The sequence below is a fragment of the Micromonospora purpureochromogenes genome, assembly GCF_900091515.1.
Taxonomy (GTDB): domain Bacteria; phylum Actinomycetota; class Actinomycetes; order Mycobacteriales; family Micromonosporaceae; genus Micromonospora; species Micromonospora purpureochromogenes.
The window spans coordinates 6,539,150-6,562,765 of the sequence record NZ_LT607410.1 but is presented as its reverse complement, the minus strand read 5'-3'; the positions used below and the strand labels follow the sequence as shown (position 1 = coordinate 6,562,765).

The window sequence follows — 23,616 nt, the reverse complement described above, 5'->3', positions numbered from 1 at the left end:
CTGGTCTCTGCCTTCTGCTACGAGGGAACGAGCCCGGTGGGCGTAGGGAGCAGTGCAATGCACACCAAGCCTGGGCAACTCCTGTCGACATCGGTGGCCGACCTCCGGATCACTCTCACCAACATCGGCGGCCACCTCCTGCGGGTGAGCGTCGCCGGCGAGGTGGACTTCGCCACCTCCGACGAGCTGCGCGCGGCGCTGGACGCCGTGCTGGCCGACCTCACCGGCACCCCCGTCGAGGTGGACCTCGCCGAGGTCCCCTTCCTGGACTCCTCCGGCGTCCACGCCCTGCTCGACGCGTACGCCGGGGCCGCCGACCGGGACTGTCGGCTGGTGGTGGCCAACGCGCAGCCCGTCGTGCGTCGGGTCCTGGAGATCACCGGGGTGCTCGCCCTGCTCGGGCTCGCTCCGGCTGGCCGGTGACGCTCAGCTCGCCGGTCTCCACCAGCTCGCGGGCCACGTCGACCAGCTTGACGTTGATCCGTTGGCTCGCCATCACCAGCAGCTCGAAGGCCTGGGCGCCGGTGAGCCGGTGCCGTTCCATCAGGATGCCCTTGGCCTGGCCGATCAGGTCCCGTACGTCCAGCGCCCGGCTGAGCTGGTCGAGCCGCCGCGCGTCGGCGATCGCCACGGCGGCGTGCGAGGCGAAGAGCAGCCCGACCCGTTCCGACTCGCCGGTGAAGGCGTGCGGCTCCCGGGCGTAGAGGTTGAGCGCGCCCAGATTGTCCCGTGCGACGTAGAGCTGGAACGACAGCATGCTGCCGACGCCCAGCTCCCGCGCCCGCGCGATGAACCTGGGCCAGCGCTCCTCGGTGTGCACGTCGGGCAGCCGGACGGTCCGCTCGGTGTACGCCGAGGTGAGGCAGGGGCCCTCGCGGGTCTCGTACTGCGCCCGGTCGACCCGCAGCACCACCTCACCGGTGCCGGCGGGAGTGCTCACCCGGCGTCGCCCCTCGATCTCGGTGATCCCGGCGTGCCAGGCGCCGGGCACGGTGTCCACGGCCGCGTGCACGATGGCCCGCAGGGTGTCCTCCACCGTCCGCTCGCCCTGGAACTCCCGGGCCAGCATGGCGAGCCGGGCGGCGAGGGCGTGACCGCCGGTCGCCCCGTCCCGGCCGGCGGAAGGGGGCACCGCAGGTCGGAAAAGTGGTTGATCGTTGGCCGGCACGGTGCCTCCTCCCCACCGCATGCGGGGTTCCGGCACGCCACCGACCCCGACGCGGTCCTTGACGAATCCGCCGATACCCAGGCGCGTCGCGCGTCAATCCGGTCGGTGATCAGGTCGACGGCTGCCCGGCGGGGCCGTGCCAGCGCACCAGCAGCACGGTCGCGTCGTCGCCGAGCTGGTCGTCCTGGTAGGCGAGGATCGCGTGCACCATGCGGCGGGCGGTCTCCGGCAGCGGCAGGTCGTCGGCGAGCGCCCGGACGGCGCAGTCGACCAGCCGGTCGACGCCGAAGGCCTCCCCGTCGGCGGAGCGTGCCTCGGTGATCCCGTCGGTGTGGAAGAGCACGTCGTCGCCGGGCTCGAGGGCCTGTTCGACCACCACCGGGGGCCGGTGCTCGCCGAGGGGGACCGGCAGCGCGGTCGGCGTGGGCAGCACGGTCGCCACCCGTCCCCGGCGCAGCACCAGGCCGCTCGGGTGCCCGGCGGAGATCACCCGCAGCCGGCCGTTGCGTTGGTCGAGTTCGGCCAGCACGCCGGTGATCAGGCCCCGCCGGTCGTGGTCGCGGACCACCGCGTCGATGTGGTGGTAGGTGGCGATCAGGTCGTGACCGGACCGCCGGGCGTTGCGGTACGCGGCCAGCGCCAGGCTGGCCAGCATCACCGCCCGCATCCCGCCGTACGAGCCGTGCCCCACCGCGTCGAAGAGCGCCAGGTGGGCGATGTCGCCGTTGACCGCGTAGTCGAAGGCGTCCCCGCCCACGTCGTAGCTGGGCTCCAGGATGCCGCTGATGGTCATGCTGCCCGTGGAGAAGGTCAGCGGCGGCAGTTGGGCGCGGAGCATCTCGGCGGCCATCCGCATCGGCGCGCGCCGGCGCACCAGCTCCACGGTGTCGCTGTAGCTGGACCGGGTGACCACCAGCTCCGCCAGGAGCGCGCAGGCCGCCTCGAACTCGGAGACCCGGTCGGCGGGGATCGGCTCGGCGGAGAGCACCTCGACCACGCCCAGCCGTTCCAGCCCGTCCAGCAGCGGCACCCACAGCCGCGCCGGCCCGGGCCCGCCGTCGGCGGCGTACGGGCGCATCATCGCGTACGCCCGCCCGGCCAGGGTGCCGTCGACGGCCAGCGAATCCCCCTCGGCGCCCCCGTCCATCGGCAGCAGCTCCCGCTGCTCGTGGTCGACCAGGTGGATCCGCATCGAGGTGGCGCCGAGTTCGGTGGCCATCCGTCCGGCCAGCGCCGGCAGGTCCTCCGGGCCCGCGTGGTGGGAGTGGCGCAGCAGTCCGTGCAGCGCTTCCCGCTCGCTCACCGTCGCCTCCGTCCTGCCGTCCGCATGTCGGTACGGGTACCCCGCCGGCCGCCGCTCGGAACGGCGGCCGGTCAGCTCCGGGGGAAGGCGGCCCAGATGTTCTTGGTGCGGTCGGTGGCGTACCAGCCGACATCCAGCGAGACGGCCTCGGCGATCTGGAGCCCCCGCCCACCGGCCCCCATCGGACGGGTGTCGACCAGCTCCGGGATGGTGCTCAGGTCGTGGTCGGCGACCTCCAGGATGAACCGGCCCTCGGCGACCAGCAGGCGCACGGTGGTGGGCGGGATGCCGTGCCGCAGGGCGTTGGTGGCCAGCTCCGTGGCGACCAGGACCATCAGCTCGGGGACCTCGTCCAGATCCTCCCCGGCGGCCAGTTCCTCGCCGGTCAGCGCCTGGTGCAGGGACGCCCGCAGGCCGCGCAGGTCGGCGGCACTGGACAGCTGCCAGCGCCGCAGCTCGGTAGCCGGCGGCGACGGGGGTGAGGTGCGCAGCTGTGCCATGATCCCGGTTTACCCTCCGTAGCCGCGTCCTAAGCGATTTCCGCCGGTGTCGTGACCCGGACAGTGCCCCGCCGCAGGCTGCGGTCCCGTGCCTGCGGAGACCGGCCGCGGACCGCCGTCGGGCGGGTGGCGCGGGCCCGGCCGGGTGCGTGGTTGTTCTACGCTCCTCTATGTGAGTGAGCTCATTCCGGAACCGGTGCACCCGGGACAGATCCGTACCTCCGACGCCGACCGGGAGCGGGTCGCGGCCGTGCTGCGGGAGGCGGCCGCCGAGGGCCGGCTCGACCTGGGCGAGTTGGACGACCGGCTGGGCCGCGTCTACGCCGCCCGCACCTACGCCGAACTCGAACCCCTGACCCACGACCTCCCCGCCGTGGGGTCGTCGCTGTTCCCGCACCCGCCACCGGCGTACGTCGCCGGGGCGCCGGTGTCGCGCAGCGGCTTCGCCCTGGCCGGCAAGTTCGAACGGTCCGGCCCGTGGAGCGTCGGCCCCGAGTTCACCTGCCTGGCGTTCTGGGGCGGCGGGCTGGTCGACCTGCGCGACGCGATCTTCACCGTGGGGGCGGTGCGGATCAATGCCTACGCCCTGATGGGGGGCCTGGAGATCTGGGTGCCCGAGCAGGCCACCGTGCACGTCACCGGGATCGGGGTGATGGGCGGCTTCGACCACCGGGCCACCGGGCCGGGCGCGCCCGGTGCCCCGACGGTCACCGTCGGCGGGTTCGCCCTCTGGGGCGGGGTGGCGATCAAGCGCAAGCCCTCCGAGCGGGAGCTGCGGATGCGCAAGCAGGAGAAGAAGCGCAGGAAGCTGGAGAACTGGTCGCCCGACTCCGACGACTGACGACCGGCCGGTCCGGTCGCCCGACTGCGACGGTGGGACCGAAAGCGGTCCGTTTCGCCGAGTTCCGGCCGCCCGGCCAGCCGATCGAGCTGCGGTAGTGGGCCACCGGGCGGTGCCGATCTGACCCCGGTTGAGATACCGTCGCGAGGTGATCGTCGAGGAGCATTGGTGGAACGGGGACGCGACGGCACGCGGCCGTCGCGACGTGTACATCCGCAGCGACGGGCTGCGCTGGGAGGTACAGGCACAGATCGGCGGCGCCTACGGCCGGTCGAAGGTGCAGGAGTGTCCGAGTCGTACCTCGGCGAGCATTCTCGCCGGGGCCTGGCGCGGGGGTAATCCCGCGTGGCGCGAGCTGCCCCGCTGAGCGCGGGCGCGTTCGCGCGAAACTGACGCCGACCCCCGCCGGCGCGGTGATCCGCGCCGCCGGGCTTTGATCCTGCCGGTGGCCGTAGCGGCCCGGGACCGGGTGCGTTCAGATGCCCGCCGTGATGCCGGCCTGCCGGTTCGCCTCCGCCATGTCGAGGCCGGACGCCTGAAGTGTCTCACTCACCACGATGCCCAGCTGCGATACGACGATCGTGCCCGAGAAGCCCAGGCCCTCCGCGTACGCCCGGCGTGCCTCGCCCGCGGCCTGCACGGCGCGGGCCCGGGCGATGTCGGGGACGCGGCCGGCGAGGAAGTCCCGGTGCAGCAGCCGCAGCGCCTGCCCGAAGTGCTCGACAGAGCGGGGCAGGTCGGGTGGGACCGGTTCACCGGCGTCGAGCAGGGACACGCTCCGCCGGACCATGCCGCGGGCATTGACGAAGGCCAGCTCCAAATGGTCGGCGGCGTGCTCGTACCGGCTCAGCAGCTCGCGCCGTCGCCGCCACCAGGGGGACAGGACGGCCACCTCTTGTGCGGCGGCGACGATCTCGGTGGTCTGTCGGCGCTCGGCCTCGGCCGCGACGAGCCGGTCCAGTGCCTCCTGTGCCCCCGCCGCGTTCCCCTCCCGTAGCGCGTCGGCGGTGACCGTCAACTGGTGTGCGAACAGGTCCAGCGTCGGGCCGGCCGCGCGGTGCACCACCCGCACCGGGTTGATCGGCAGGATCAGCAGCGCCACGGCGACCGCGGTCAATCCACCGACCAGGGCGTTCGCGGTCCGGGGTACGGCGAGGTCCGGCCCCTCCGGTGACACCGTCCCCAACAGCACGGCGGTGCTGCCGGCCTGCACCATCACCGCGCCGCTGCCGCGGAACAGCACCGCCACCGAGATCGCGAGCGCCACCACGAAGCCGGTCTGCACCGGCCCCGCGCCGATCACCTCGATGATCAGGTCCCCGGCCAGCACCCCGAGGATCACCCCGGCGAGCAGCTCGGCGGTCCGGCGTACCCGGTTGCCGATCGCGGCGGCGATCGTGCCCACCGCCGCCGCGGGCGCGAACAGCGGTTGCGGGTTGTGCAGCAGGTTGCTGGCGATGGACCAGGACAGTCCCGCCGCCAGCCCCGCCTGGAGGGCGACGATGAAGTAGGTGCGCAGCCGTTCGTACGCCTCCCGCACGGCGCGCCGCGCGTTGTCGACGACGGCGTTCATCGGGCGTTCCGGGACGGTCCGTCCGCCGGCGGGCCGGCCGGGGGCGCTCCGCCGCAGCCGGGGCGACAGTCCGCAGGGGCGCTCACGTCCCTTCCTACCCGGCAGGCGAGGGCGTACTCGCTTCCACCTGGGCTGCGGTGCGCGCAGTGCGCTGGCCGGCCGGTGCGGTGGCGATCACGTCCGCGGGCACCTTCAGCGGTGCGACGATCCTCGGGTAGGTCGTGACGTTGCGTGACGTAGATGGGGTCGCCGTCTGACCGACGCACGTCCAGTGGAGGGCTCCGATGACCGACCCGCCTGAGATCATCCGTCGCTACTTCGCGCTGGCCGGCAAGCCGGACCGGGACGCCTACTTCGCGCTCTTCGCCGACGACGCGGTCGTCGAGGACGAGGGCAGGGAGCACCGGGGGATCGAGGCGATCCGCGCCTGGCGCCGGGACAAGCCCCTGGTGTCGTACGAGATCACCGACGTCGAGGACACCTCGGAGGGGACGGTGGTGACGGCCACCATCAGCGGGGACTTTCCCGGCAGCCCCGTCGCCGGCCTGCGCTTCCGGTTTGCCGACTACGACGACCGGCAGATCCGCCGGCTGCGCATCGCGCCCTGACCAGGAGGGCGGGCCGATCGCACCCGGATACCGCACGGGCCGACCCGCCCCGGAGGCCGCGACGGCCGACGGACCGTCAGTCAGCGGAGGCTCGGCGACACCACCGGCCCACGCCTCGGCCACCGAGGGGGTTCACAGGAGGCCCTGCCTCCGGTGATTGTGCCGATCCAGGCCGTGAGGCGTACGGTTGGCATGTCGCCCGGGCCCCCGGTGGCCGTCAGGTGCCGTCGCCGCCAGTTCATGGCGGCCTTGACCAATCGTCATCCCCCATCGGGACAGCTCCTCGCCGTGCTGGCTGATCGCCTACCACGTCCCGACCGCACGATCCGCCGGTCACGCCCGGTCCAGGGCCGCCCCGCCCCGACAGTCGGCGGTGGGATCGACCGGCGCAATCACACCGCCGTCCGTACGCGTGACCGCTCCGGACGGCTTCACAAGGGAGCACCCGAATGAGGATCGCCAGAGACCGGATCGCCACCGTCCTTCGCGAACGCGGCCAGCAGATGAGGGCCGACTGGATCGAACGCGAACTGCCGGAACTGGTGGACCCGGCGCAGCACGTGGGGCTGCTCGCCACCCTGCATCTCGATCCGGCCGACCTCGTGGACGCGCCGTCCCGGTGAGGATGGCGCCCATCGAGGGCGACCAGGTCGACGCCGGTCACCGGTCGCCGGTCGCCGGGGCCGGGGCCGGGGCCGGGAGTGCGGTGCCGGAGCGTCCGCCCGCACCAGGCCGCACCACAGCATGACTGCCGCCACCCCCACGTCCCCGCTGCGGACGTACGTCGCCGCCCGATCGCAGGTGCGGCGAACGGGCGGCAAGGTCGTGCGGAGGATCAGGCCCGTACCCCGGCGTCGATCTTCACCACCGCTACGTGGCGCTGCGCGGGCCTGATGGACCGGCGGCTCAGGGGCGCTCGTCGGCGAAATGGCCGCGCAGGGCAGCCAGCGCTCGGGTGATGAGCCGGGAGACGTGCATCTGCGAGATGCCGATCTGCTCGGCGATCTGGCCCTGGGTGAGATTGCCGTGGAAGCGCATGGTCAGGATCCGGCGTTCGCGTTCCGGCAGGGTGGCGAGGGCCGGGCCGAGGGCGACGCGGAGCTCGACGATGTCGAGGCCGTGGTCGTCCGCCCCGAGGGTGTCGCCGAGTTCCATGCCGCCGTCGGCGCCGGTCGGAGTGGACAGCGAGGTGGCGCGGTAGGCGCGGGCCCCTTCCAGTCCTTCGAGGACCGTCTCCTCCGGCAGGTCGAGGTACGTCGCGATATCGGCCACGGTCGGTGAACGCCCCAGGGTGTGGGTGAGCGTGCTGTTGGCATCGGTGATCGACAGACGCAGCTCCTGCAGGCGGCGGGGCACCCGCACGGCCCAGGTGCGGTCGCGGAAGTACCGCTTGATCTCGCCGATGACGGTCGGGATGGCGTACCCGGTGAAGTCGACGCCCCGGGTGGGATCGAAGTTGTCGACGGCCTTGATCAGCCCGACCACCGCGGTCTGGGCCAGGTCCTCGTCGTGTACGCCGCGTCCCGAGTAGCGGCGCGCCAGATGGCGGGCGAGCGGCAACCACGCCTCGATGGCGCGTTCCCGCAGCGCCGGGCGACGGGGGTCGCCGGCCGGAGTCGCGGCCATCGCCGCCAGGAGGGCATCCGCGCTGTCGGCGCTCTGCGCGCTGCTGCGCTCGCCGAAGCGGGTGCTCGTCGTCGGTTCGAAGGTGGTGACCATGAGTGTGGCCTTCCCGCACGGGCCCGCTGATCGAAACGACCGGAAGGTCTCCGAACCGGCTGTCGCCGGGGCGCACGTACGGGCTGGTGCGCTGTCGCAAGGCCACGATCACGGGCCTCGCCGCCGCGTCATGTCGTTCACTTGATGCCGCGAACGTTACCCGAAAGGCGGATCAATTGCTAGCCGAAAGTATGAGGCGTCCCAGCGTGGCGGCCGGTGATGCGGCGACGGCTGGCGGATCACCCAATCCGCCCCGACACGGCTCGGCGATGGCTGACACTGAAGGTGAAAGGGCGCCGGGTCAGCCGGTAGCCGGCCGTCAGGAGGGAGCGCATCGTGACGTCGGGATCGATGACTGAACGGATCAAGGGTCTGCTCAACAGCCCGAAGGGTCGTGACATGATGCGGTTCGGTCGCACCCAGGCGGCCAAACCCAGCACCCAGCAGAAGCTTCGACAGCTGATGGAGCGGGTGACCGGAGGAGCGGGCCGACGCCGCTGACCGACTGGCGGACTGCGCCGAGTGGACATGCGATCGTGAGTGACACCAGCCTTGACGCCGACCGCCAGCGGGGCAGTGCCTACGCCGACCTGTCCCGGCAGGTCCGGGCCGCGGGTCTACTCGAGCGGCGGCGGGGGCACTACACCGTGCGGATCGGCCTCGTCGTCGCTTCCTTCGTCGGACTGTGGGGCCTGTTCGCCCGGTTGGGTGAATCGTGGTGGCAGCTGGGCGTCGCCGCGGCCCTCGCGGTGGTCTTCGCGCAGGCCGGATTCATCGGCCACGACGCCGGGCACCGGCAGATAGCCCGCACGCGCCGCGGAAACGACCTGATCGGCATGGTGCACGGCAACCTGCTGACCGGGCTCAGCTACGGCTGGTGGGTGGACAAGCACAACCGGCACCACGCCCACCCGAACACCGAGGGCAAGGACCCCGACGTCACCGTGGCGCCCCTGTCCTTCACCACCGGCCAGGCCCGGCGACGGCGCGGCCTCGGTGCGCTGGTCGTCCGCTTCCAGGCGTACCTGTTCTTCCCGCTGCTCCTGCTGGAAGGCCTGCACCTGCACGCCAACAGCGTGAAGGCCCTCCTCGGCCCACGCCGCATCGCGCGTCGGCCCGCCGAAGTCGGACTGCTCGCCCTGCACCTGGGTGGCTACCTCGCCGCCGTTCTCCTGGTGTTGAGCCCCGCGCAGGCCGTCGCGTTCATCGCGGTCAACCAGGGGGTGCTGGGCCTCTACCTCGGCTGCTCGTTCGCGCCCAACCACAAGGGCATGCCGATCCTCGACGCCGAGGACAACCTCGACTATCTGCGGAGACAGGTGCTCACCTCGCGCAACGTGCGCGGTGGGCGGTTCGTGGACGTCCTGCTCGGTGGGCTCAATTATCAGATCGAACACCATCTGTTCCCGAGCATGCCGTGCCCCAATCTGCGCCACGCCGGACCATTGATCCGTCGGTTCTGCGCCGAGCACGACATCGACTACCACGAGACCAGCCTCGCCCGGTCCTGGGCCGAGGCCCTGCGCCACCTGGACAGCATCGGATCCGGCGAGCCGCGGACGGACCGCGCACTGCGCTGAGGCCTGCTTTCCGCGTACCTCGTGAATCTTGGTCGGCGGTGGTGGCGCGGCCTGGGCGGCCGCTCCTCGACCTCGGCCTGCTCGTGGTCGGCCGGCCGGTGCCTGACGGCCTCGGGTCAGTCGCGCTGCTCCGGGTCGTCACCCCTGGAGGCCGTCGGCCGCTTCGAGGGGCGGGTCGGGGCCACCGTGAAGGGATGGCGCAGCTGCCGCATCGCCTCCTCGCTGCCGTCGAAGGTCACGCCCGAGTCGTCGCGCTCGTCGTTGTTCGGCGTAGCGAGGAACAACGCGGAGCGATCATTGTCGTTCGATGTCATGCAACAGTCCCATTTCGGCAGTTGAGGAGCCACTGGTTCGCGGGCAGTTCTCGCCGCGACATTCGTGGTAACCGGCCGGCGCTCGCACTGGCGCTCGGTGGCGGTGTCTCGATCACGGGCGACCGCCCGGGCGACACACACCGCACTTTACCCGGCATTGCCCTCCGCCGTGCACCGCCGCCGCAGCGGGCCGCCCGCCGGCCGCGACGGCTGTCGGAGTCCTTGCCGTCGGAGCCGCCATCTGCCGGAGGCCGCAGTCAGTCGTCGCCTACCCGGCTTCCGTCATCGGACGATGTGCAGCCCGGCTGCTTCGGCGCCGCGGGAGTTGAGGTAGCCGGTGATGCGGTCCATGGCTGCGGTGTAGAGGGCCCGGCGGCGGTCGACAGAGGGCATGTGCTCGACGATTGCGGGGAGGTTGACGACGCGGATGGTGGGTTTGAGGGACAGCCAGATGGGGGTGGCTTGCGCTCGGGTGATCTTCCAGCGGTGGTTGGGCTGTTCGGTGAAGGTGAATGCGGCGATGACGCCTTCCCGGTTGGCGTCGACCGGGAAGTCGTGGCGGGCGAGGGTGTTGCCGACGCCGTAGGCGATCCACTTGTCGCCGACCTTCTCGAAGGGCTGCACGACGTGGGCGTGGTGGCCGATGATCAGGTCGATGTTCGGATCGGCGATGAGTTTGCGGGCCCAGAACAGCTGGTCTCCGCTGGGCTCGTGGACGAGCTCGGTGCCCCAGTGGGCGGAGAGCACGATGATCTGCGCGCCGGCCTTGCGGGTGGCGGCGGCGGCCTTCTTGATGGCGGGCACGTCGATGCGGTTGGCCAGCCATGCCTTGCCGGTAGGGGGCTTGAGCCCGTTGAAGTGCATGGCGTAGGACAGGTGTCCGATCTTGACGCCGTTGACCTGGTAGATCGTCGGCCGGACTTGTTCGGCGGCGCTGCGGAAGGTGCCGGTGTGGCGCAGGCCGGCGGCGTCAAGGGCGTCGAGGTTGTCGTAGACGCCCTTTTCGCCCTGGTCCAGTGCGTGGTTGCTGGAGGTGGAGCAGGTGTCGTAGCCGGCGGTCTTGACGGCAGGGGCGAGGTCGGTGGGGGCGCGGAAGCGGGGGAAGTCCTGCGGGCTGCCGGGGCCCATGGGGGCTTCCATGTGGCAGATGGCGAGGTCGGCGGCCGAGACGACGGGGCGGATGTCGTCGAAGATCGGGTCGAATTCGTACCCGTCCTGGCCGGCCTTGGCGGCGTCGGAGCGGGCCTGCTGCCAGGTGGGTGGGTGAACGAGAATGTCCCCGGACCCGGCGATGGTGATCTGCCGAGGGCCTGCGGGTGCGGCGGTCTGGCCGGCGGCGCGCGGCTGGGCCGACAGGCGCTCACGGATGATGTCGCCGCGTAGCGCCCACACGGCGACGGGGGAGAGGACGAGCGCGACGATGAGGATGATGCGAAATGCACGCATGAGCGTTCCTTAGAGGCGGATGACCCGGCGCAGCCGCTGGCCGAAGTAGCCGGAGTCGATGACCCCGTCTCCCCGTACGTCGCCGAAGGTGGGGCCGTCGATGGTGCCGCGGGACGACACGAACCGCATGCCGCCGTTCTGGTCCTTGCCCAGGTAGATGCCGGAGTGGGTGATGAGGGTGGGATCGTCGTGCAGCGCGAAGAACACGAGGTCGCCGGGCTGCACGGCGGACAGCCTGGCCGGCGGCTCGCTGGCGTTGCGGCCGGCGGCGACGAGCACCGATCGGGCGTAGGCGGCCATGCTCGACGCGGTGCGGGGCAGCGCGTCGACGGTGGTGGTCACGGGTTCGTTGAGCAGCGGGATCCCGAACCGGTAGCCGTAGATCAGCCTGATGTAGCCGGAGCAGTCCAGGTCACGGTCCCACCGCTTGGATGGCTTGACCCGGCCGCTGTCGGTGAACTTCCACGGGATTTCCAGGTAGTCGTAGAAGTCGGCGCCGTCACGCTCGTCGGCGCTGTGCACGTAGCCGAACCCGGCATCGCCGATGTAGCGCACGCGGTCCTCGTTGTAGCCGTCCGGGGCGTCGGTCAGGTACTGGGTCGAGGCGGCCAGGATGTCGATCGGCGGGTCACGGTCCTCGAGCTGGTCGAGCAGCCAGCCGGCAACCTCCTCGTCGAGGTGTCTCCGGGGCTGCCAGGGTCGGGGCGCCAGCCGCACCCAGGACGTCGAGTCGATCACCGCGGACGTGCTCGACGGCTCGGTGAACCGGCGCTGCGGACCGGCGAGGACGACCGTGCGGGCACCGACGGTCAGGGTGGCGACGACCGCCCCGTCGGCGCGGCGGTGTACCTCGGTACGGTCCGGACGGGTCAGGTCGACCAACTCGTAACGCTGCGTCAACCGCTCGACGTCGTTGCGCGCCACGGTGGTGGCCCGGGCCGTTCCGCTGGGGTTGGCGCCGGATGTCGTCGGCTCGTCGTGAGTGAGCCGAACGACGACAAGGCCGACCACGGCGAGGATCACGGCGGTGACCCCGGCGAGGATGATCTGCGGGCGGCGCATCAGAGCGAAATCATCAGTAGGGCGACACCGCCGGTGCCGGCGCTGACCACGCCGGTGGCGGCGAGGGTCTGCAGTGCCCGCGGCCGCACCAACTGGTAGGTCATCAGCCCCGGGATGATGAACGACAGCGTGTCCCCGCCGAACAGGAACGGGTAGCGCAGGTGCAGCAGCACGAACGAGGTGACCGACATGAAGGACGAGACCAGCACCGCCACGGCGAACAGTCGCTTGCCGTACAGGATGGTGATCCGCTGCAGCAGCTTCATGAGGGCGACCGTGACGGCGGTGACCGCCACGACGGTGAGCAGGCTGCGGGCGTCCTGCAGCGCGGTCAGCACCAGGCAGCCCGGCACCATCAGCCCGGCCGGCGCGACGTTGGTGACCAGGTAGCCGACAAGCCCGAACAGCAGCCCCGAGGCGATGATCACGGCGCTGAGTTCAGAGGACAGGTCGAACGTAGGCATCAGAGTTCCTTCGCTGCGGTGCGGGCGGCGCGCCGGCGGTCGGCGTGCAGGACGGCGATGTGAGCACTGTTGAGCACGGCGGTGGCCATCAGGTCTGCCCGCGACAGCACCACCGTCGCGTCCATGTCGACCGGGGCCTTGCTGTCCGCGCCCCGCTTCGAGGCGGTGTCCAGCTTGTAGATGCGCTCCAACGTGTGGGACAGCTCGTCGAACGGCGCCGCCGCCGTCGCCGCAACCGTGACCTGGTGCAGCGCCTCGAGCAGTTCCTCACCACGGCCGTGGATGTTGCCGATCATGAGCAGGGCGAGGCCGGTCGATCCCGCGCCCATCGCCGCCACGATCGCGTCGCGCAACTCGACCCCGGTACGGTGCTCGCCGTCGAGGTCGACCACCCGGTCCCGCCACTTCTCGTCGATCAGGTGCGACGCGCTTCGGGTGGGCGAGCCGATGAGGAAGACCCGCTCCGGGTCGATGTCGGCAATGATGGAGCCCATCTGACCGTTGCGCTCGATCCGGTCCGGCCGGCAGTTGATCACGACCGCGACCCGCTGGCCGATGAGGCGGCGCTCCCGCAGCAGCCGAATGTTCATCAGCGTCGAGGCCGGGTCGTTCGCGGCGAACAGGTTCACCGCCGCGAACCGCCGCCCGTTGTGCGAACACGCGTCCACCCGCAGCACACCCGGGTCCGGCGCCGCCTTCCACATCCCCTTCAGCGCGGTGGCGCGGTCCACGCCGCACAGCTGCGCGACCGCCAGGGCCAGTGCCACGTTCTCCTTGAAGGTGATCCACCGGAACCGGCGCATCTCCGCATCCGTCACGGTGTCGGGATCGACGGCGACCAGCTTGGACTGGCGGCTGTCGGCCTCTTCCTGCAGGATGTGCAGCCGCTCCCGCTCCGCGGTGACCACCGTGCCGAAGTGCGGCATCGACCGGCTCAGCGATCGGGCGACGTCGTCGAGCGTCGGCCCCATCTCCTCCAGATGGTCCTCCCGCACGTTCGTGATCACCACGATGTCGCTCTCGATGAGCAGTTCCTGGTTGACCTGCTGCAGCTCGGGCAGCACGGCCATGCACTCGATGACCAGCGTGTCGGCATCCGCGTGCACGGCCCGCCGGACCACCCCGATCTGCTCGATGACGTTGACCCCGCCCAGGCCGCGGCGGATCGGTACCTCACGACCGTTCGGATAGATCAGTCGGGCCGCGGTGCCGGTGGTCTTGGCGAACACGGTCCGCCGGGTATTGGCGCGCAACGCGCCGGCGATCAGCCGAGTCACGGAAGACTTACCCCGGATGCCGTTCACGACGATCCGGGTGGGAAGTTGCGACAATTGCCGGCGGTGGCGTGCCCGCTCCACCACCAGGTAGATGAGCAGGGCGGCGATACAGATCCCGAGCAGCCACAGCGGCGTTTGCACCGCCGTCATCGGGCTGGCTCAACGAGTGCACGCTGCCGCCGGACGACGACCCGGCTCACCCGCCACATCCGAGTTCCGGACCGTCCGCGAAACCGACAGGGCGCGATTCCGCCAACCTCACCTGCGTGGACACGCCCGACCCCCGTAAACCAATGACCTGACCGACCGCCTCGCAAGCAGGCGAGACAGAGCGCTGCCGCCAGAGCGACGGCGGGCCAGGCCGGTAGGACCGGTACGCCTGTCCCGACCGTTGGACGCAGCCCTGCCGGCGCGACATGACATACAGCGCCAACGTGAAGCACCTTGTCACATGGCACCAGCGGCCAGACTTCCGGCTGGCGCCGAGGCGACATCACCCGAAGCGCGACTTGCGTAGATTTGCGGCCCGGAACCACCCTGTGGGGGTGATTTACGGCAGTTGTTCCGACACCAAGGTACGAGGTCGATCCTGACCGAGCGACGGGCCGGTACCAGCGCACCCTCCCTAAAGATCCACCAGTGCGGCCGCCAAAAGTGAACCGGACGGCCGGTTGACGGCAGTAGGGCCAGCGCTCCTGCACACCATCACGGACGCGGGTCGCTGCCGATCGCCCAAGCCTGCTCGCCTACGTGCGAGTCCGCCCGATGTTGGCGAGGTGATCCACTGCCCCGAATGTGGCCGGCCTCGCCGGCTCCGGCCACCGATGCCACTCCCGCCGCCCCGGCGGCATTAAAGAGAATGGCCTGCGGCGATGCAGCCGCAGGCCATTCTCCACCGCCGTCGCGTTTCCTAGATTCGCTTCACCAGGTGGACCGTCGACACCTCCGGTGTCGCACTTCCGCGGCTGTCGGCCTGGAGTCCGGGTTGCGGCACAGCGGACGTGAGATTGCTATTCCACCCGGCGGGCGGGGTCGGCGGATACAGGTTGAAGGTGCCGACGACGTCCACCACGAAGTTGGTGTATCCCGAGGCGTTGTATACGTTGAATTTGTCGTCCTGGCTGATCATCGTCTGCACTGCGTTGGATACGAGTGAGCCTGCCCTGGGGTTGAGGCTGGACGTGTTCGGTCGGGTCACCCCCGACGGCCACACCGTCATGACGGTCGTCGAGGTGGGCTGCACCGCGGTGACGTTCGTAGCCAGGCCCCACGTGTCGACGTTCGCGATTGTCTTCGGCGTCGGGACCGTCGCTGTGGCGCCCGGGCCGAGACGCGACGGCCAGCCCTGACCGGTACGCGTGTCGACGATCCGGGTCGGCGCGATCGACTGGAAGCGCAACCCGTCGGGCAGCGACCCGTCGTCGTAGAAGCCGACGATGTCGACGACGATGTGCGTCGGCGCGTGGGTGTAGACGCCGATTGACGGCCAACCCGTCGCGCTGCCGCAGTTGACGCACGGCGTCGTGGGTACGACAGCGAAGTTCGGAACCGTGGCCCCGGTCGTGTAGTTCAACGTGGATGTGTTCGGCAGGTTGTCGGGCGATCCCTCCCAGGCGGTGAGAAAGCCCGACGAACTCGGCTGCGTCGCCGTGATGCTGACCGCGAACGCCCTGACCCTCGGGTTGATCGTCGATCCCCAGGAGGCCGCGGAGTTGATGTAGTGCTCGCGGGGCACCCGACCGGTGCCCCAGGTCCGGGTGTCGGTGATGCGGACCGGCTTGGACAGCGGGTGGTACTGGCCGCCCATGTATCCCGAGCAGCACTCGTGACCCTTGGAGTAGTAGCCGTCGACATCGACGATGATGTGCGTCGAGCCGGTGTGGTTGTAGAACTTCACCTTGCCGTCGGCACCCACCTTGACCGTGACCGAGTTCGCGCCGGTCCATCCCTTCGTGAAGTTCAGGGAGGAGGCGGTCGGGCGCGAGAGGCCGGAGGGGTAGACGGTGACGAAGCCGTTCATCGTTGGACCGGTGACGGTCACGTTCAGCACCACCGTTGAGGCCTCGGTGGTGACGCCGCCGGATCCGGTGACCTGCAGGCTGACCACCTCGCCGGGCCCGACCATGCGTTTCGGAGCGCCCTTGCCGGAGCGGGTGTCCATGATGCGGAAGGGCGCCACCGGGTAGTAGGTGCCGCGGTCGTCGCGGTAACCGTTGACGCCCATCGAGAGCTGCGTCTTGCCGGCGAAGCTGTTGTCCGGAAGGGTCAGCAGCGCCCCCACCTGCATCGGTGACGACGGGCGTGCGACCGCCGTCATCGAGCAGCTCTGCCCCTTGTTCAGGGTCTTCTGAGAGCAGCCGTCGCCGGTGATCCGGAAAGAGGCGCGGTTGTCGCCCTCGAGCGTCGCCTGCCCGAAGGTGATCGGGAGGTCGCTGGCGCCGGTGAGTGTCACGGTCTGCGGCACAGACGTCTCGTACGCCGGCACGTCGCCGAAGCTGAAGTACGCCGGAGCTGCGGTGGCGTCGCGGGGGTCGTAGCCGGTGAGCGAGAGCAGGCGGGTGACCTTGCCGGCGACCGAGTCCTCGACCAAGGTGAGAACGGCACTCTGCTCGCCGATGGCCGACGCCTTCGGCGTGATGCTCAACTGGCAGGTCTGCCCGTAGGTCAGGGTGTTGCCGGAGCAGGTGTTGGCCGATATCTCGAAGGCTCCAGGGTCCGCCCCCGAGAGGGATGCCGCGCCGAAGGTGGTGGGCTCGGTGCCGTTCGCCTCGACGGTGATGGCCTGCGTCCTACCGCGCATGCCGGCCGGCTGCGCTCCCATCTGAAGCCGGTAGCCCCAGGTGTCGGTGGCCTTGTAGCCGATGCTCGACTGGAAGCGGATCTCGCCCTTGGCACTGCCGCGCCAGCCGCAGGGGACGGAGAAAGTGGCGGCGAAGGCGGTGAACCTGCCCGCGTCGTCGTATTCCGCCTCCTTGACGGCGATGGTCCCCGGCGTGCTGCTCCAGTCACAGTTCTGCCCGTCGCCACTGATATTGAGGACGGTGATCGAGTCCTGCGGCGAGAAGTTCGTCGTCGTCTGGTACGTCTGTCCGGCGAGGAACCGGGTGCCCTTGGGTGGGGTCACATCCAGGTAGTGCCAGTGCTCTGCCGCGAAGCCGCGCATGACGAGCGCGTAGCCGTTGGCGTTCTGCTGGTAGATCTCGAGTGTGTTTCGGGACGGCTCGTAGGAGAAGCTTCCGTCGATGTAGCCCCAGCCGTCGAAGTTCATGGTGAAGGCCGTGTGCGGGGCGGAAGGAACGACGCTTTCCGCCGCCTGTGCCGCCCCGGCCGATGCTGTGGAGGTGATGAGAAGTGCGATGGCGCCGGCGATGGCGCCGCGAAGGGTGCGCACGAATGCCCCATGATTGTCAGAGACTTGACGCCGGGCATCCGCCCGGGCTTTGGCAGCGTAGAGAGCCGAGTGATCTTCGGCAACCGCCAAACCGTTCGTCTGCACCGCGATCGACGACGGCCCGCCCGTTGGCGAGCGCCGCACAAAAGGTGCTGCGTTGAACGTTGGCGTTCGCCCGGAATTGTCGTTCTGGCCGGCACCCGACACTGGCCCGATCCGGCCGAATCAACTGATCTTCGCAGGTCAACGGTAGTCGATCACGCGGTTGGGGGTATGTCTCCACCGTGGAGAACATGAGGAAGCGTTATGTCGGGCGGGTGGGCCTGACCAAACCGTCTGCCGCCGACCGGGGGGTGGCCAGGGTCCGGGCGGGTCGGCGGCCGCAGGGGTCCGCCGGGCACGCAGGGGTGCGTGGCGTGGCGTCCTCTGCGGCGCCGACCGTGGGCCCGGATGTGGCCACCCCTGCCGCGCCGGCCGACGTCGACGAGCCGGTCGACGCCGCCACCGCGCTGCTTCAGCCTTCGGACGTGACAGCGGCGATCTTCGTTGACGGCTCGGGCCGGCGGGGCCGTCGACTGCGCCGCGGGATGTATGTCCTGATCGGGCTGGCCCTCCTGCTGATCCTCGCATTCTGGGTGGTGCAGGGCGTCGACCTGTTCGCGTCGTCGTCCTGATGGGCGTCTGGCGTGGCCGTCGGCGGGTTGGCGGCACGGACGAGATCCTGCGGTCATCCCGGCCGCTCGCGCCTGCCCCGCGGCAGCGGCGGCAGCGTAGTCGTAACCGCCAGCGCTGGGCGCTGGCGGCGGTGGCCACGTTCATCCTGCTGAACGTGCTCGTCATCGGCGCGTACGCGAATGCCCGCTTCACCCCCGACCATCGCAGCACGGGTACGGCCGGCACCGGCGCGGTGCCGGCGGTGGTGCGCGACGGCGGGACCGTGGTCGACCCGCGCGGCGGGCACCTGGACGCCCGGCGGATGCCGGCGCGGACCATTGCCCTGACCTTCGACGACGGCCCGGATCCGGTGTGGACGCCGAAGGTGCTCGACGTCCTGAGCCGTCACCACGCGCCGGCCACCTTCTTCGTGGTCGGCTCGCAGGTCAGCCGGCACCCGCAATTGGCGGAGCGGATGACCCGTGAGGGCCACGAGTTGGGCATCCACACCTTCACCCACCCAGAAATGGCGGATCTGCCGTCCTGGCGGCGGAAGCTGGAGTACTCGCAGACCCAGGCCGCCATCGGGTACGCGACGGGCGTCACCACCTCGCTGGCCCGCCTGCCGTACTCCAGCGGGGTGGACTCCCTGGACGACGGGAGCTGGCGGGTGGTGCGCGAGTCCGGCCGGTGGGGGTACGTGTCGGTGTTCAACGACACCGACAGCCGGGACTGGGCCCGGCCCGGCCCGGCCCGGACGCGATCATCCGTAACGCGACCCCGGAGGGTGACCGGGGTGCGGTCGTCCTGATGCACGACAGCGGTGGCGACCGGTCGCAGACACTCGCCGCGCTGGACCGTTTCATCCCGGAGATGCAGGCCCGCGGCTACCGGTTCACCACCGTCTCCCAGGGGCTCGGCTGGTCGAGCGCGGGCACCGCCGGCCTGGACACCGCCGACAAGGTACGCGGGGCGCTGCTCGTCTGGGGCGTCCGGCTCGCCGACGCCACGGTGTACGTGCTGTGGCTGCTGCTCATCGTCGTCGGGCTGCTCACCCTGGCTCGCACCCTGCTCCTCTTCGGTTACGCGGTCGGCCACGCCCGCCGCCGCCGAGCCTCGACCTGGTCCTGGGGTGGGCAGGTGAGCGATCCGGTCACGATCGTCGTCCCCGCCTACAACGAGCGCACCACCATCGCCGCCGCCGTGCACTCGCTGGCGACCGGGACGCACCCGGGCATCGAGGTGCTGGTCGTGGACGACGAGTCCGAGGACGGCACCGCCGAGGAGGTGGAGCGCCTCGGGTCACCCAACGTGCGGGTGGCCCGGGTTCCGGGTGGCGGCAAGGCCGCCGCCCTCAACGCCGGGGTGGCGCTCGCCCGCAACGACCTGCTGGTCATGGTCGACGCCGACACCGTCGTCGAGCCTGACGCCGTGCACCGCCTGGTGCAGCCCTTCGCCGACCCGCGGGTCGGCGCCGTGGCCGGCAACGTCAAGGTGGGCAACCGGCGGCGGCTGCTCGGCCGCTGGCAGCACATCGAGTACGTCATCGGCTTCAGCCTGGACCGAAGGCTCTACGACACCCTGCACTGCATGCCCACCGTCCCGGGTGCCCTCGGCGCGTTCCGTCGTGAGGCGGTCCGGGGCGCCGGCGGGCTCAGCCGCGCCACCCTCGCCGAGGACACCGACCTGACCATGGGCATCCACCGCGCCGGCTGGCGGGTGGTCTACGAGGAGACCGCGGTTGCTCGTACTGAGGCACCGAGCACCCTGCCGGAGCTGTGGCGGCAGCGTTACCGGTGGAGCTACGGCACCATGCAGGCGTTGTGGCGACACCGTCGCGCCCTGGTCGACCGGGGGCCGTCGGGCCGGTTCGGCCGGCGGGGACTGCCGTTCATCGCCCTGTTCTCGGTACTGCTGCCGCTGCTCGCCCCAGCCGTCGACATCTTCGCTGTCTACGGGCTGTTCTTCCTCGACCGGATCGAAACGGTCATCGCCTGGCTGGCCGTCATGGTGGTGCAGATCGTCACCGCGATCCTGGCGTTCCGTCTCGACCGCGAACCGTTGCGTCCGCTCTGGGCGCTGCCGTTGCAGCAGTTCCTCTACCGGCAGGTCATGTACCTGGTGCTGGTGCACTCGGTGATCACCGCGCTCAGCGGCGGACGCCTGAAGTGGCAGAAACTCCGCCGTACCGGTGAGGTCGCCGCCGGCGCGGGACGGCAGCCGGTCAGCTGAGCGGCGCCCTGGCCTCGACTGCCGCCTGCCGGGCGGCGGGCGGCAGCCACGGCGCCGCCACGATCAGATCGCGGGCCTGGGCGGGGGAGAACACCCCGGCGGCCGGCTCGCCGCGGTCACACGGTCCGTCCGACTCGCCCGGGCTCTTGATCCACAACAGGGCGGCCACCCGCTCCAGGCCGGGATCGGTGGTGGGCGGCCGGCCCAGGCCCTGCGGTGTCGAGTTGCACCACTGGTCGTCCGGGGCGGCGGGCAGCCCGTTGCGTGAGGTGTCGATGACCATCTCTCGGTCGCCGACCAGCTTCGACAGCGCCAGCCCCCACCGCTGGCTGTCGGCCGTGGACTGCCGGTTGGACACGTTGACCGAGAACCCCTCGGCCCGTGTGATCCCGGCTCGGCGCAGTCGCTCGGCGGTCTCCTCGGGGCCGCGCCAGCGGGGATGGCCGGCGTCGAGGTAGACGTGGTGTCCGGCGTCGGTCAGCACCCGGGTGGCGTCGGCCAGCATGTCGGCGCGAGCGTCGTCGAAGCACTCGGCGGCCACCGCGTCCGGTTCCAGGATCACCGCCGCCGCGCGCTCGCCGAGCGCCGCCACGGTCCGCCCGACGAAGCCGGCGTACGCGTCCGCGTCGGCGGCCCCGCCGCCCGTTGGGCCGGCGCAGTCGAGGTTCGGGATGTGGTAGATCACCACCACCGGCAGGGCCTTCCGCTGACGTGCCGCAGCGAGCAACGGGCCGAGGTCGGCCAGGCTGCCCGGGCCGGTCAGCCAGCGCGCTTGCGGCCTGTCGGCGATCGGGTCCAGCCAGGGCGCGTTGTGCTCCTCCCGCCAGTGCGCCACCTGAGTGTCCGTGTCCACCAGGAGGGCCGCGCCGCGGAACGGATGCCGCAGTGGCGCGTACTCCTCATCGCCCGCGCAGCCACCGAGGCCGGTCAGCAGCGCGGCGGCCAGGGTGCCAGCCAGGAGAGCCGGTCGCATCTGGCTACGGTAGGCCCGGACGGGAACGGCCGCAGGGTGGCTGACGAGTGGGCCGTGCCGGTGTCGAGCGGGTTGAGGGTGGGCGGGTGCAGCTGGTCGGGGCGAAGACCACCCTGTCCGACCCGGGGGCGAGAATGAGGACACCGGGTGGCAAGGCTATTCGTAGGGGTCGGTCGGGGCTGTGACCTGTTGCCATGACTCAACGTCGATGTATGGAATGTCCTCGTCGTTGACGGGGTCCCGTCCGAGGCGGTCGCTGTAACGCCCGGTGACCTGGATCCAGGTGTCGCTGGCCAAGCCGGTGGGCACGTCGCCGGCCATGCCGAGTTTGACGGGTCGGCCGTCGGCGGCGCAGCAGGAGAGGATCATGCGGGCGAGGATCGGTTGTCCGTCGGGTCCGGGGGTGATGAAGCCGGTGAGTTGGACCCTGCGGTCGCCGATCGACTGGCCCTTGTCGAACAGTGCCCGGGCCGCGTAGTCGAAGACGGTGGTCTTCGCCGGGTCGCCGGCGGGCAGGGGCGGGTAGTCGTAGTCCTGTTGAGCCGTCAGCGCGGTGCCGGCCTGGCCGGCGGCGTAGGAGCCGAGTGCCGGTGGGGCGACCAGCAAGAGTCCGAGGACCGGGAGGATCAGCAGCCAGGCGACGCGCGGTTCGTGGTGAGCGTGGTGGTCGCCGGAGTCCCCCATGCTGTCGGCATCGTCGCGCCCGTCGGCGGCGGGCTGGTCCCGTTGGGCTGAGGTGTTGGCGGCCGTGGCGGGGGCGGGCCGTAGTTCGTACCAGAGGGTCATCACCGCGGCGGCGATGAGCAGGAGGCTGGCGGCGATGAGAAAGGGCCGTAGCCCCTCCTTGACGTAGCGCAGGTAGAGGTCGGTGACGCTGGCGCGCAGGACCGCACCACCGAAGAGGATCATGAGGCATGCCTGGGCCTGTCGGTTCACAGCAGCACCGCCCCGGTGAGCACGGCGACCGCGACGGCGACCGCAAAGGTGGCGGGCGCGAATCGGGCGGCGAAGCGTCGGCCGAAGATCCCGGCCTGCATGGAGATGAGTTTGAGATCGACCATGGGACCAACCACCAGGAAGGCGAGCCGGGAGGTGAGGGAGAACTGCGACAGTGAGGCGGCGACGAATGCATCGGCCTCGGAGCAGATGGACAGCAGTACGGCGAGTCCGGCCAGCGCGAGCACGGAGAGCACCGGGTGGTCGGCGAGGGTCTGCAACCACCGTTCGGGGACCAGGACGTTGATGCTGGCAGCGGCCATCGCGCCGACGACGAGGAAGCCGCCGGCGTGGACGACGTCGTGGCGGACCGCAGACCAGAACGCCTCGCCGCGTCCGAGTCCGTCCAGGTCGGGTCGGCGTGGTAGCCGGATCCAGTCGGCGCGCCCCAGGCGCAGCCAGAGCCAGCCCATGACCATGGCGACGACGAGGCTGGCGACGGCGCGCCCGAGGACCATCTCCGGGTTGTTGGGGAACGCGACCGCGGTGGCGGTGAGCACGATCGGGTTGATGGCCGGCGCGGCGAGCAGGAACGCGAGGGCGGCGGCGGGGGTGACGCCGCGGCGGATCAAGGAGCCGGCGATCGGCACGGCACCGCACTCGCAGCCGGGCAGGATGACGCCCGCGGCGCTGGCCACCGGCACGGCGAGGGCGGGGTGTCGGGGTAGGGCACGGGCCCAGAACGAGCGGGGTACGAACACAGCGATCACGGCGGAGAGCAGCACGCCGAATACCAGGAACGGAACCGCCTGCACCATGACGGAGACGAAGACCGTCGTCCAGGTCGCCAGGGACGGCGCGGAGAGCAGCGTGGCCAGTGGCTCGCGGAGGACGAGAAGCAGGACGAGCATCGCGGCGAGTACCTCGACCGAGCCGACCCGCTCGGCGATCAGCGCCCGGGTCGCGGCGCGGCGACCGGGTGGCGGCGACGGCGCGTGATCCTGGTCGACGCTCGTCGGACTGGGCGTCGCCTGATCTCCGGGTGGGGCGATGCGCTCGGGTGCGGTCACACCGGCTCCGTTTCTGTCTCTCGACGCCCTGGCTGGTCGAGCCGGCGGTGTCCGGCAGCGGCACAGGGCCGCGGGTGCAGCCTGATCGTATCGAGCAACGCTGCTCTGTTGGGACAGCTCGCGCCGGTGGACCGGCGCGCCGTGTGTGGTCCACGTGTGGTCGTCGCCGGCCCTGCCGGCCGGGACAACGCAGGTCAGCGCAGGCCGCTCCCTGCCACCCCGTACCAACCCGCAGGTCGCTAGACTAGGCCCTCGCGCCCTCGTAGCTCAGGGGATAGAGCATCGGTTTCCTAAGACGGTGCTCGATCCGCGTGCGCAGGCTGACAACCTGCATCGCCTCTGATTCTGCCGCACGTGTGCCGCTCGCAACGGGTAGGCGCTGTGCTCGTGGGCCGGTAGATCAGCAGGCTGGCTGTAGGACCTGCTTGAACGCCTTTCGCGGTTGCCCTGCTCACATGGCGGCCGCTCTTAACCTTCTGATCCGTAGCCTGGGTCGCTCTGTCCA

24 protein-coding genes are annotated in these 23,616 nt (G+C 70.8%); 10 read left to right on the top strand and 14 right to left on the bottom strand.

Translation table 11 applies throughout. The features are described from left to right. The first annotated feature begins 57 nt into the window (after positions 1-57). Positions 58-423: an STAS domain-containing protein gene (locus GA0074696_RS30015; RefSeq protein WP_088964190.1), complete on the top strand. Its 366-nt coding sequence runs from the start codon at positions 58-60 to the stop codon at positions 421-423. Here GA0074696_RS30015 and GA0074696_RS30010 read toward each other — a convergent pair. From GA0074696_RS30010 to GA0074696_RS30000, 3 genes are all read right to left on the bottom strand, one after another. Beyond that, the gene (locus GA0074696_RS30010) at positions 377-1,132 is read right to left on the bottom strand and encodes a GAF and ANTAR domain-containing protein (protein ID WP_197700796.1); all 756 of its coding nucleotides are present in this window, start codon (positions 1,130-1,132) and stop codon (positions 377-379) included. The genes GA0074696_RS30015 and GA0074696_RS30010 overlap by 47 nt on opposite strands. 145 nt (positions 1,133-1,277) lie before the next feature. After that, on the bottom strand, positions 1,278-2,471 hold the full coding sequence (locus GA0074696_RS30005; RefSeq protein WP_088964188.1) for a PP2C family protein-serine/threonine phosphatase: 1,194 nt from the start codon (positions 2,469-2,471) through the stop codon (positions 1,278-1,280). Positions 2,472-2,542: 71 nt separating this feature from the next. Further along, positions 2,543-2,971: an ATP-binding protein gene (locus GA0074696_RS30000; RefSeq protein ID WP_088964187.1), complete on the bottom strand. Its 429-nt coding sequence runs from the start codon at positions 2,969-2,971 to the stop codon at positions 2,543-2,545. Positions 2,972-3,143: 172 nt separating this feature from the next. On the opposite strand from GA0074696_RS30000, the gene GA0074696_RS29995 reads away from it, so the two are divergent. Next, entirely contained in the window at positions 3,144-3,812 is a 669-nt protein-coding gene (locus GA0074696_RS29995) for a DUF1707 SHOCT-like domain-containing protein (protein ID WP_231925200.1), read from the top strand. A gap of 148 nt (positions 3,813-3,960) precedes the next feature. Continuing rightward, complete coding sequence (locus tag GA0074696_RS29990) at positions 3,961-4,179, top strand: hypothetical protein (RefSeq protein ID WP_088964186.1); 219 nt, start codon at positions 3,961-3,963, stop codon at positions 4,177-4,179. 108 nt (positions 4,180-4,287) lie between these two features. On the opposite strand, the gene GA0074696_RS29985 is transcribed toward GA0074696_RS29990, so the two are convergent. Beyond that, on the bottom strand, positions 4,288-5,385 hold the full coding sequence (locus tag GA0074696_RS29985) for an FUSC family protein (protein WP_088964185.1): 1,098 nt from the start codon (positions 5,383-5,385) through the stop codon (positions 4,288-4,290). A gap of 284 nt (positions 5,386-5,669) precedes the next feature. Here GA0074696_RS29985 and GA0074696_RS29980 point away from each other — a divergent pair, with 284 nt between their 5' ends. Next, a complete protein-coding gene (locus GA0074696_RS29980; protein ID WP_088964184.1) occupies positions 5,670-5,993 on the top strand; it encodes a nuclear transport factor 2 family protein in 324 nt (107 codons plus the stop codon). Between the two features lie 449 nt (positions 5,994-6,442). Next, entirely contained in the window at positions 6,443-6,616 is a 174-nt protein-coding gene (locus GA0074696_RS31295; RefSeq protein WP_172894511.1) for a hypothetical protein, read from the top strand. A 283-nt stretch (positions 6,617-6,899) separates the two neighbouring features. Here the strand turns inward: GA0074696_RS31295 and GA0074696_RS29975 are convergent, their stop codons facing one another. Further along, positions 6,900-7,619 carry a SigB/SigF/SigG family RNA polymerase sigma factor gene (locus GA0074696_RS29975; protein WP_231925510.1) on the bottom strand — a complete coding sequence of 240 codons (720 nt, stop codon included), beginning with the start codon at positions 7,617-7,619 and terminating at the stop codon, positions 6,900-6,902. A 429-nt stretch (positions 7,620-8,048) separates the two neighbouring features. Between GA0074696_RS29975 and GA0074696_RS31060 the strand changes: the two genes are divergently transcribed. Further along, a complete protein-coding gene (locus GA0074696_RS31060) occupies positions 8,049-8,213 on the top strand; it encodes a hypothetical protein (protein WP_157746150.1) in 165 nt (54 codons plus the stop codon). A gap of 32 nt (positions 8,214-8,245) precedes the next feature. Continuing rightward, positions 8,246-9,292 (top strand): fatty acid desaturase family protein, encoded by a 1,047-nt coding sequence (locus GA0074696_RS29970; RefSeq protein ID WP_088964182.1) that lies wholly within the window; start codon positions 8,246-8,248, stop codon positions 9,290-9,292. Positions 9,293-9,408: 116 nt separating this feature from the next. On the opposite strand, the gene GA0074696_RS31055 is transcribed toward GA0074696_RS29970, so the two are convergent. The 6 genes from GA0074696_RS31055 to GA0074696_RS29945 form a co-directional block, all read right to left on the bottom strand. Next, positions 9,409-9,606, bottom strand: a complete 198-nt coding sequence (locus tag GA0074696_RS31055; RefSeq protein WP_157746149.1) for a hypothetical protein — start codon at positions 9,604-9,606, stop codon at positions 9,409-9,411. A 282-nt stretch (positions 9,607-9,888) separates the two neighbouring features. Next, positions 9,889-11,052 (bottom strand): CapA family protein, encoded by a 1,164-nt coding sequence (locus GA0074696_RS29965; protein WP_231925199.1) that lies wholly within the window; start codon positions 11,050-11,052, stop codon positions 9,889-9,891. Between the two features lie 9 nt (positions 11,053-11,061). Beyond that, entirely contained in the window at positions 11,062-12,114 is a 1,053-nt protein-coding gene (locus GA0074696_RS29960; RefSeq protein ID WP_088964181.1) for an NlpC/P60 family protein, read from the bottom strand. Further along, on the bottom strand, positions 12,114-12,578 hold the full coding sequence (locus tag GA0074696_RS29955; RefSeq protein ID WP_088964180.1) for a poly-gamma-glutamate biosynthesis protein PgsC/CapC: 465 nt from the start codon (positions 12,576-12,578) through the stop codon (positions 12,114-12,116). The genes GA0074696_RS29960 and GA0074696_RS29955 overlap by 1 nt, the downstream gene beginning before the upstream one ends. Further along, entirely contained in the window at positions 12,578-14,005 is a 1,428-nt protein-coding gene (gene pgsB, locus GA0074696_RS29950; RefSeq protein ID WP_088964179.1) for a poly-gamma-glutamate synthase PgsB, read from the bottom strand. The genes GA0074696_RS29955 and pgsB overlap by 1 nt, the downstream gene beginning before the upstream one ends. Before the next feature lie 760 nt (positions 14,006-14,765). Beyond that, positions 14,766-17,453, bottom strand: coding sequence for a choice-of-anchor D domain-containing protein (locus tag GA0074696_RS29945; protein ID WP_157746148.1), 2,688 nt, complete (start codon positions 17,451-17,453; stop codon positions 14,766-14,768). Positions 17,454-17,530: 77 nt separating this feature from the next. Here GA0074696_RS29945 and GA0074696_RS29940 point away from each other — a divergent pair, with 77 nt between their 5' ends. From GA0074696_RS29940 to GA0074696_RS32175, 3 genes are all read left to right on the top strand, one after another. Further along, a complete protein-coding gene (locus GA0074696_RS29940; protein ID WP_088964177.1) occupies positions 17,531-17,920 on the top strand; it encodes a hypothetical protein in 390 nt (129 codons plus the stop codon). Positions 17,921-18,051: 131 nt separating this feature from the next. After that, positions 18,052-18,711 carry a polysaccharide deacetylase family protein gene (locus GA0074696_RS32180; protein ID WP_231925198.1) on the top strand — a complete coding sequence of 220 codons (660 nt, stop codon included), beginning with the start codon at positions 18,052-18,054 and terminating at the stop codon, positions 18,709-18,711. After that, complete coding sequence (locus tag GA0074696_RS32175; protein ID WP_231925197.1) at positions 18,711-20,132, top strand: glycosyltransferase; 1,422 nt, start codon at positions 18,711-18,713, stop codon at positions 20,130-20,132. The genes GA0074696_RS32180 and GA0074696_RS32175 overlap by 1 nt, the downstream gene beginning before the upstream one ends. On the opposite strand, the gene GA0074696_RS29930 is transcribed toward GA0074696_RS32175, so the two are convergent. From GA0074696_RS29930 to GA0074696_RS29920, 3 genes are all read right to left on the bottom strand, one after another. Next, positions 20,125-21,105 (bottom strand): glycoside hydrolase family 6 protein, encoded by a 981-nt coding sequence (locus GA0074696_RS29930; RefSeq protein ID WP_088964176.1) that lies wholly within the window; start codon positions 21,103-21,105, stop codon positions 20,125-20,127. The two genes, GA0074696_RS32175 and GA0074696_RS29930, sit on opposite strands and share 8 nt — an antisense overlap. A gap of 156 nt (positions 21,106-21,261) precedes the next feature. Then, complete coding sequence (locus GA0074696_RS29925) at positions 21,262-22,041, bottom strand: TIGR03943 family putative permease subunit (RefSeq protein ID WP_088964175.1); 780 nt, start codon at positions 22,039-22,041, stop codon at positions 21,262-21,264. After that, the gene (locus GA0074696_RS29920; protein WP_407940520.1) at positions 22,038-23,111 is read right to left on the bottom strand and encodes a permease; all 1,074 of its coding nucleotides are present in this window, start codon (positions 23,109-23,111) and stop codon (positions 22,038-22,040) included. Before GA0074696_RS29920 ends, GA0074696_RS29925 begins: the two co-directional genes overlap by 4 nt. Positions 23,112-23,616: the final 505 nt, after the last annotated feature.

Excerpts from the sequence above, each read along its gene's own strand:
- GA0074696_RS29930 (WP_088964176.1), bottom strand. The coding sequence starts at position 21,105 with ATGCGACCGGCTCTCCTGGCTGGCACCCTGGCCGCCGCGCTGCTGACC.
- GA0074696_RS29965 (WP_231925199.1), bottom strand. The coding sequence starts at position 11,052 with ATGCGTGCATTTCGCATCATCCTCATCGTCGCGCTCGTCCTCTCCCCC.
- GA0074696_RS30015 (WP_088964190.1), top strand. The coding sequence starts at position 58 with ATGCACACCAAGCCTGGGCAACTCCTGTCGACATCGGTGGCCGACCTC.
- GA0074696_RS29975 (WP_231925510.1), bottom strand. The coding sequence starts at position 7,619 with ATGGCCGCGACTCCGGCCGGCGACCCCCGTCGCCCGGCGCTGCGGGAA.
- pgsB (WP_088964179.1), bottom strand. The coding sequence starts at position 14,005 with ATGACGGCGGTGCAAACGCCGCTGTGGCTGCTCGGGATCTGTATCGCC.
- GA0074696_RS29955 (WP_088964180.1), bottom strand. The coding sequence starts at position 12,578 with ATGCCTACGTTCGACCTGTCCTCTGAACTCAGCGCCGTGATCATCGCC.
- GA0074696_RS30000 (WP_088964187.1), bottom strand. The coding sequence starts at position 2,971 with ATGGCACAGCTGCGCACCTCACCCCCGTCGCCGCCGGCTACCGAGCTG.
- GA0074696_RS29985 (WP_088964185.1), bottom strand. The coding sequence starts at position 5,385 with ATGAACGCCGTCGTCGACAACGCGCGGCGCGCCGTGCGGGAGGCGTAC.
- GA0074696_RS29960 (WP_088964181.1), bottom strand. The coding sequence starts at position 12,114 with ATGCGCCGCCCGCAGATCATCCTCGCCGGGGTCACCGCCGTGATCCTC.
- GA0074696_RS31055 (WP_157746149.1), bottom strand. The coding sequence starts at position 9,606 with ATGACATCGAACGACAATGATCGCTCCGCGTTGTTCCTCGCTACGCCG.
- GA0074696_RS31295 (WP_172894511.1), top strand. The coding sequence starts at position 6,443 with ATGAGGATCGCCAGAGACCGGATCGCCACCGTCCTTCGCGAACGCGGC.
- GA0074696_RS32175 (WP_231925197.1), top strand. The coding sequence starts at position 18,711 with ATGCACGACAGCGGTGGCGACCGGTCGCAGACACTCGCCGCGCTGGAC.
- GA0074696_RS29980 (WP_088964184.1), top strand. The coding sequence starts at position 5,670 with ATGACCGACCCGCCTGAGATCATCCGTCGCTACTTCGCGCTGGCCGGC.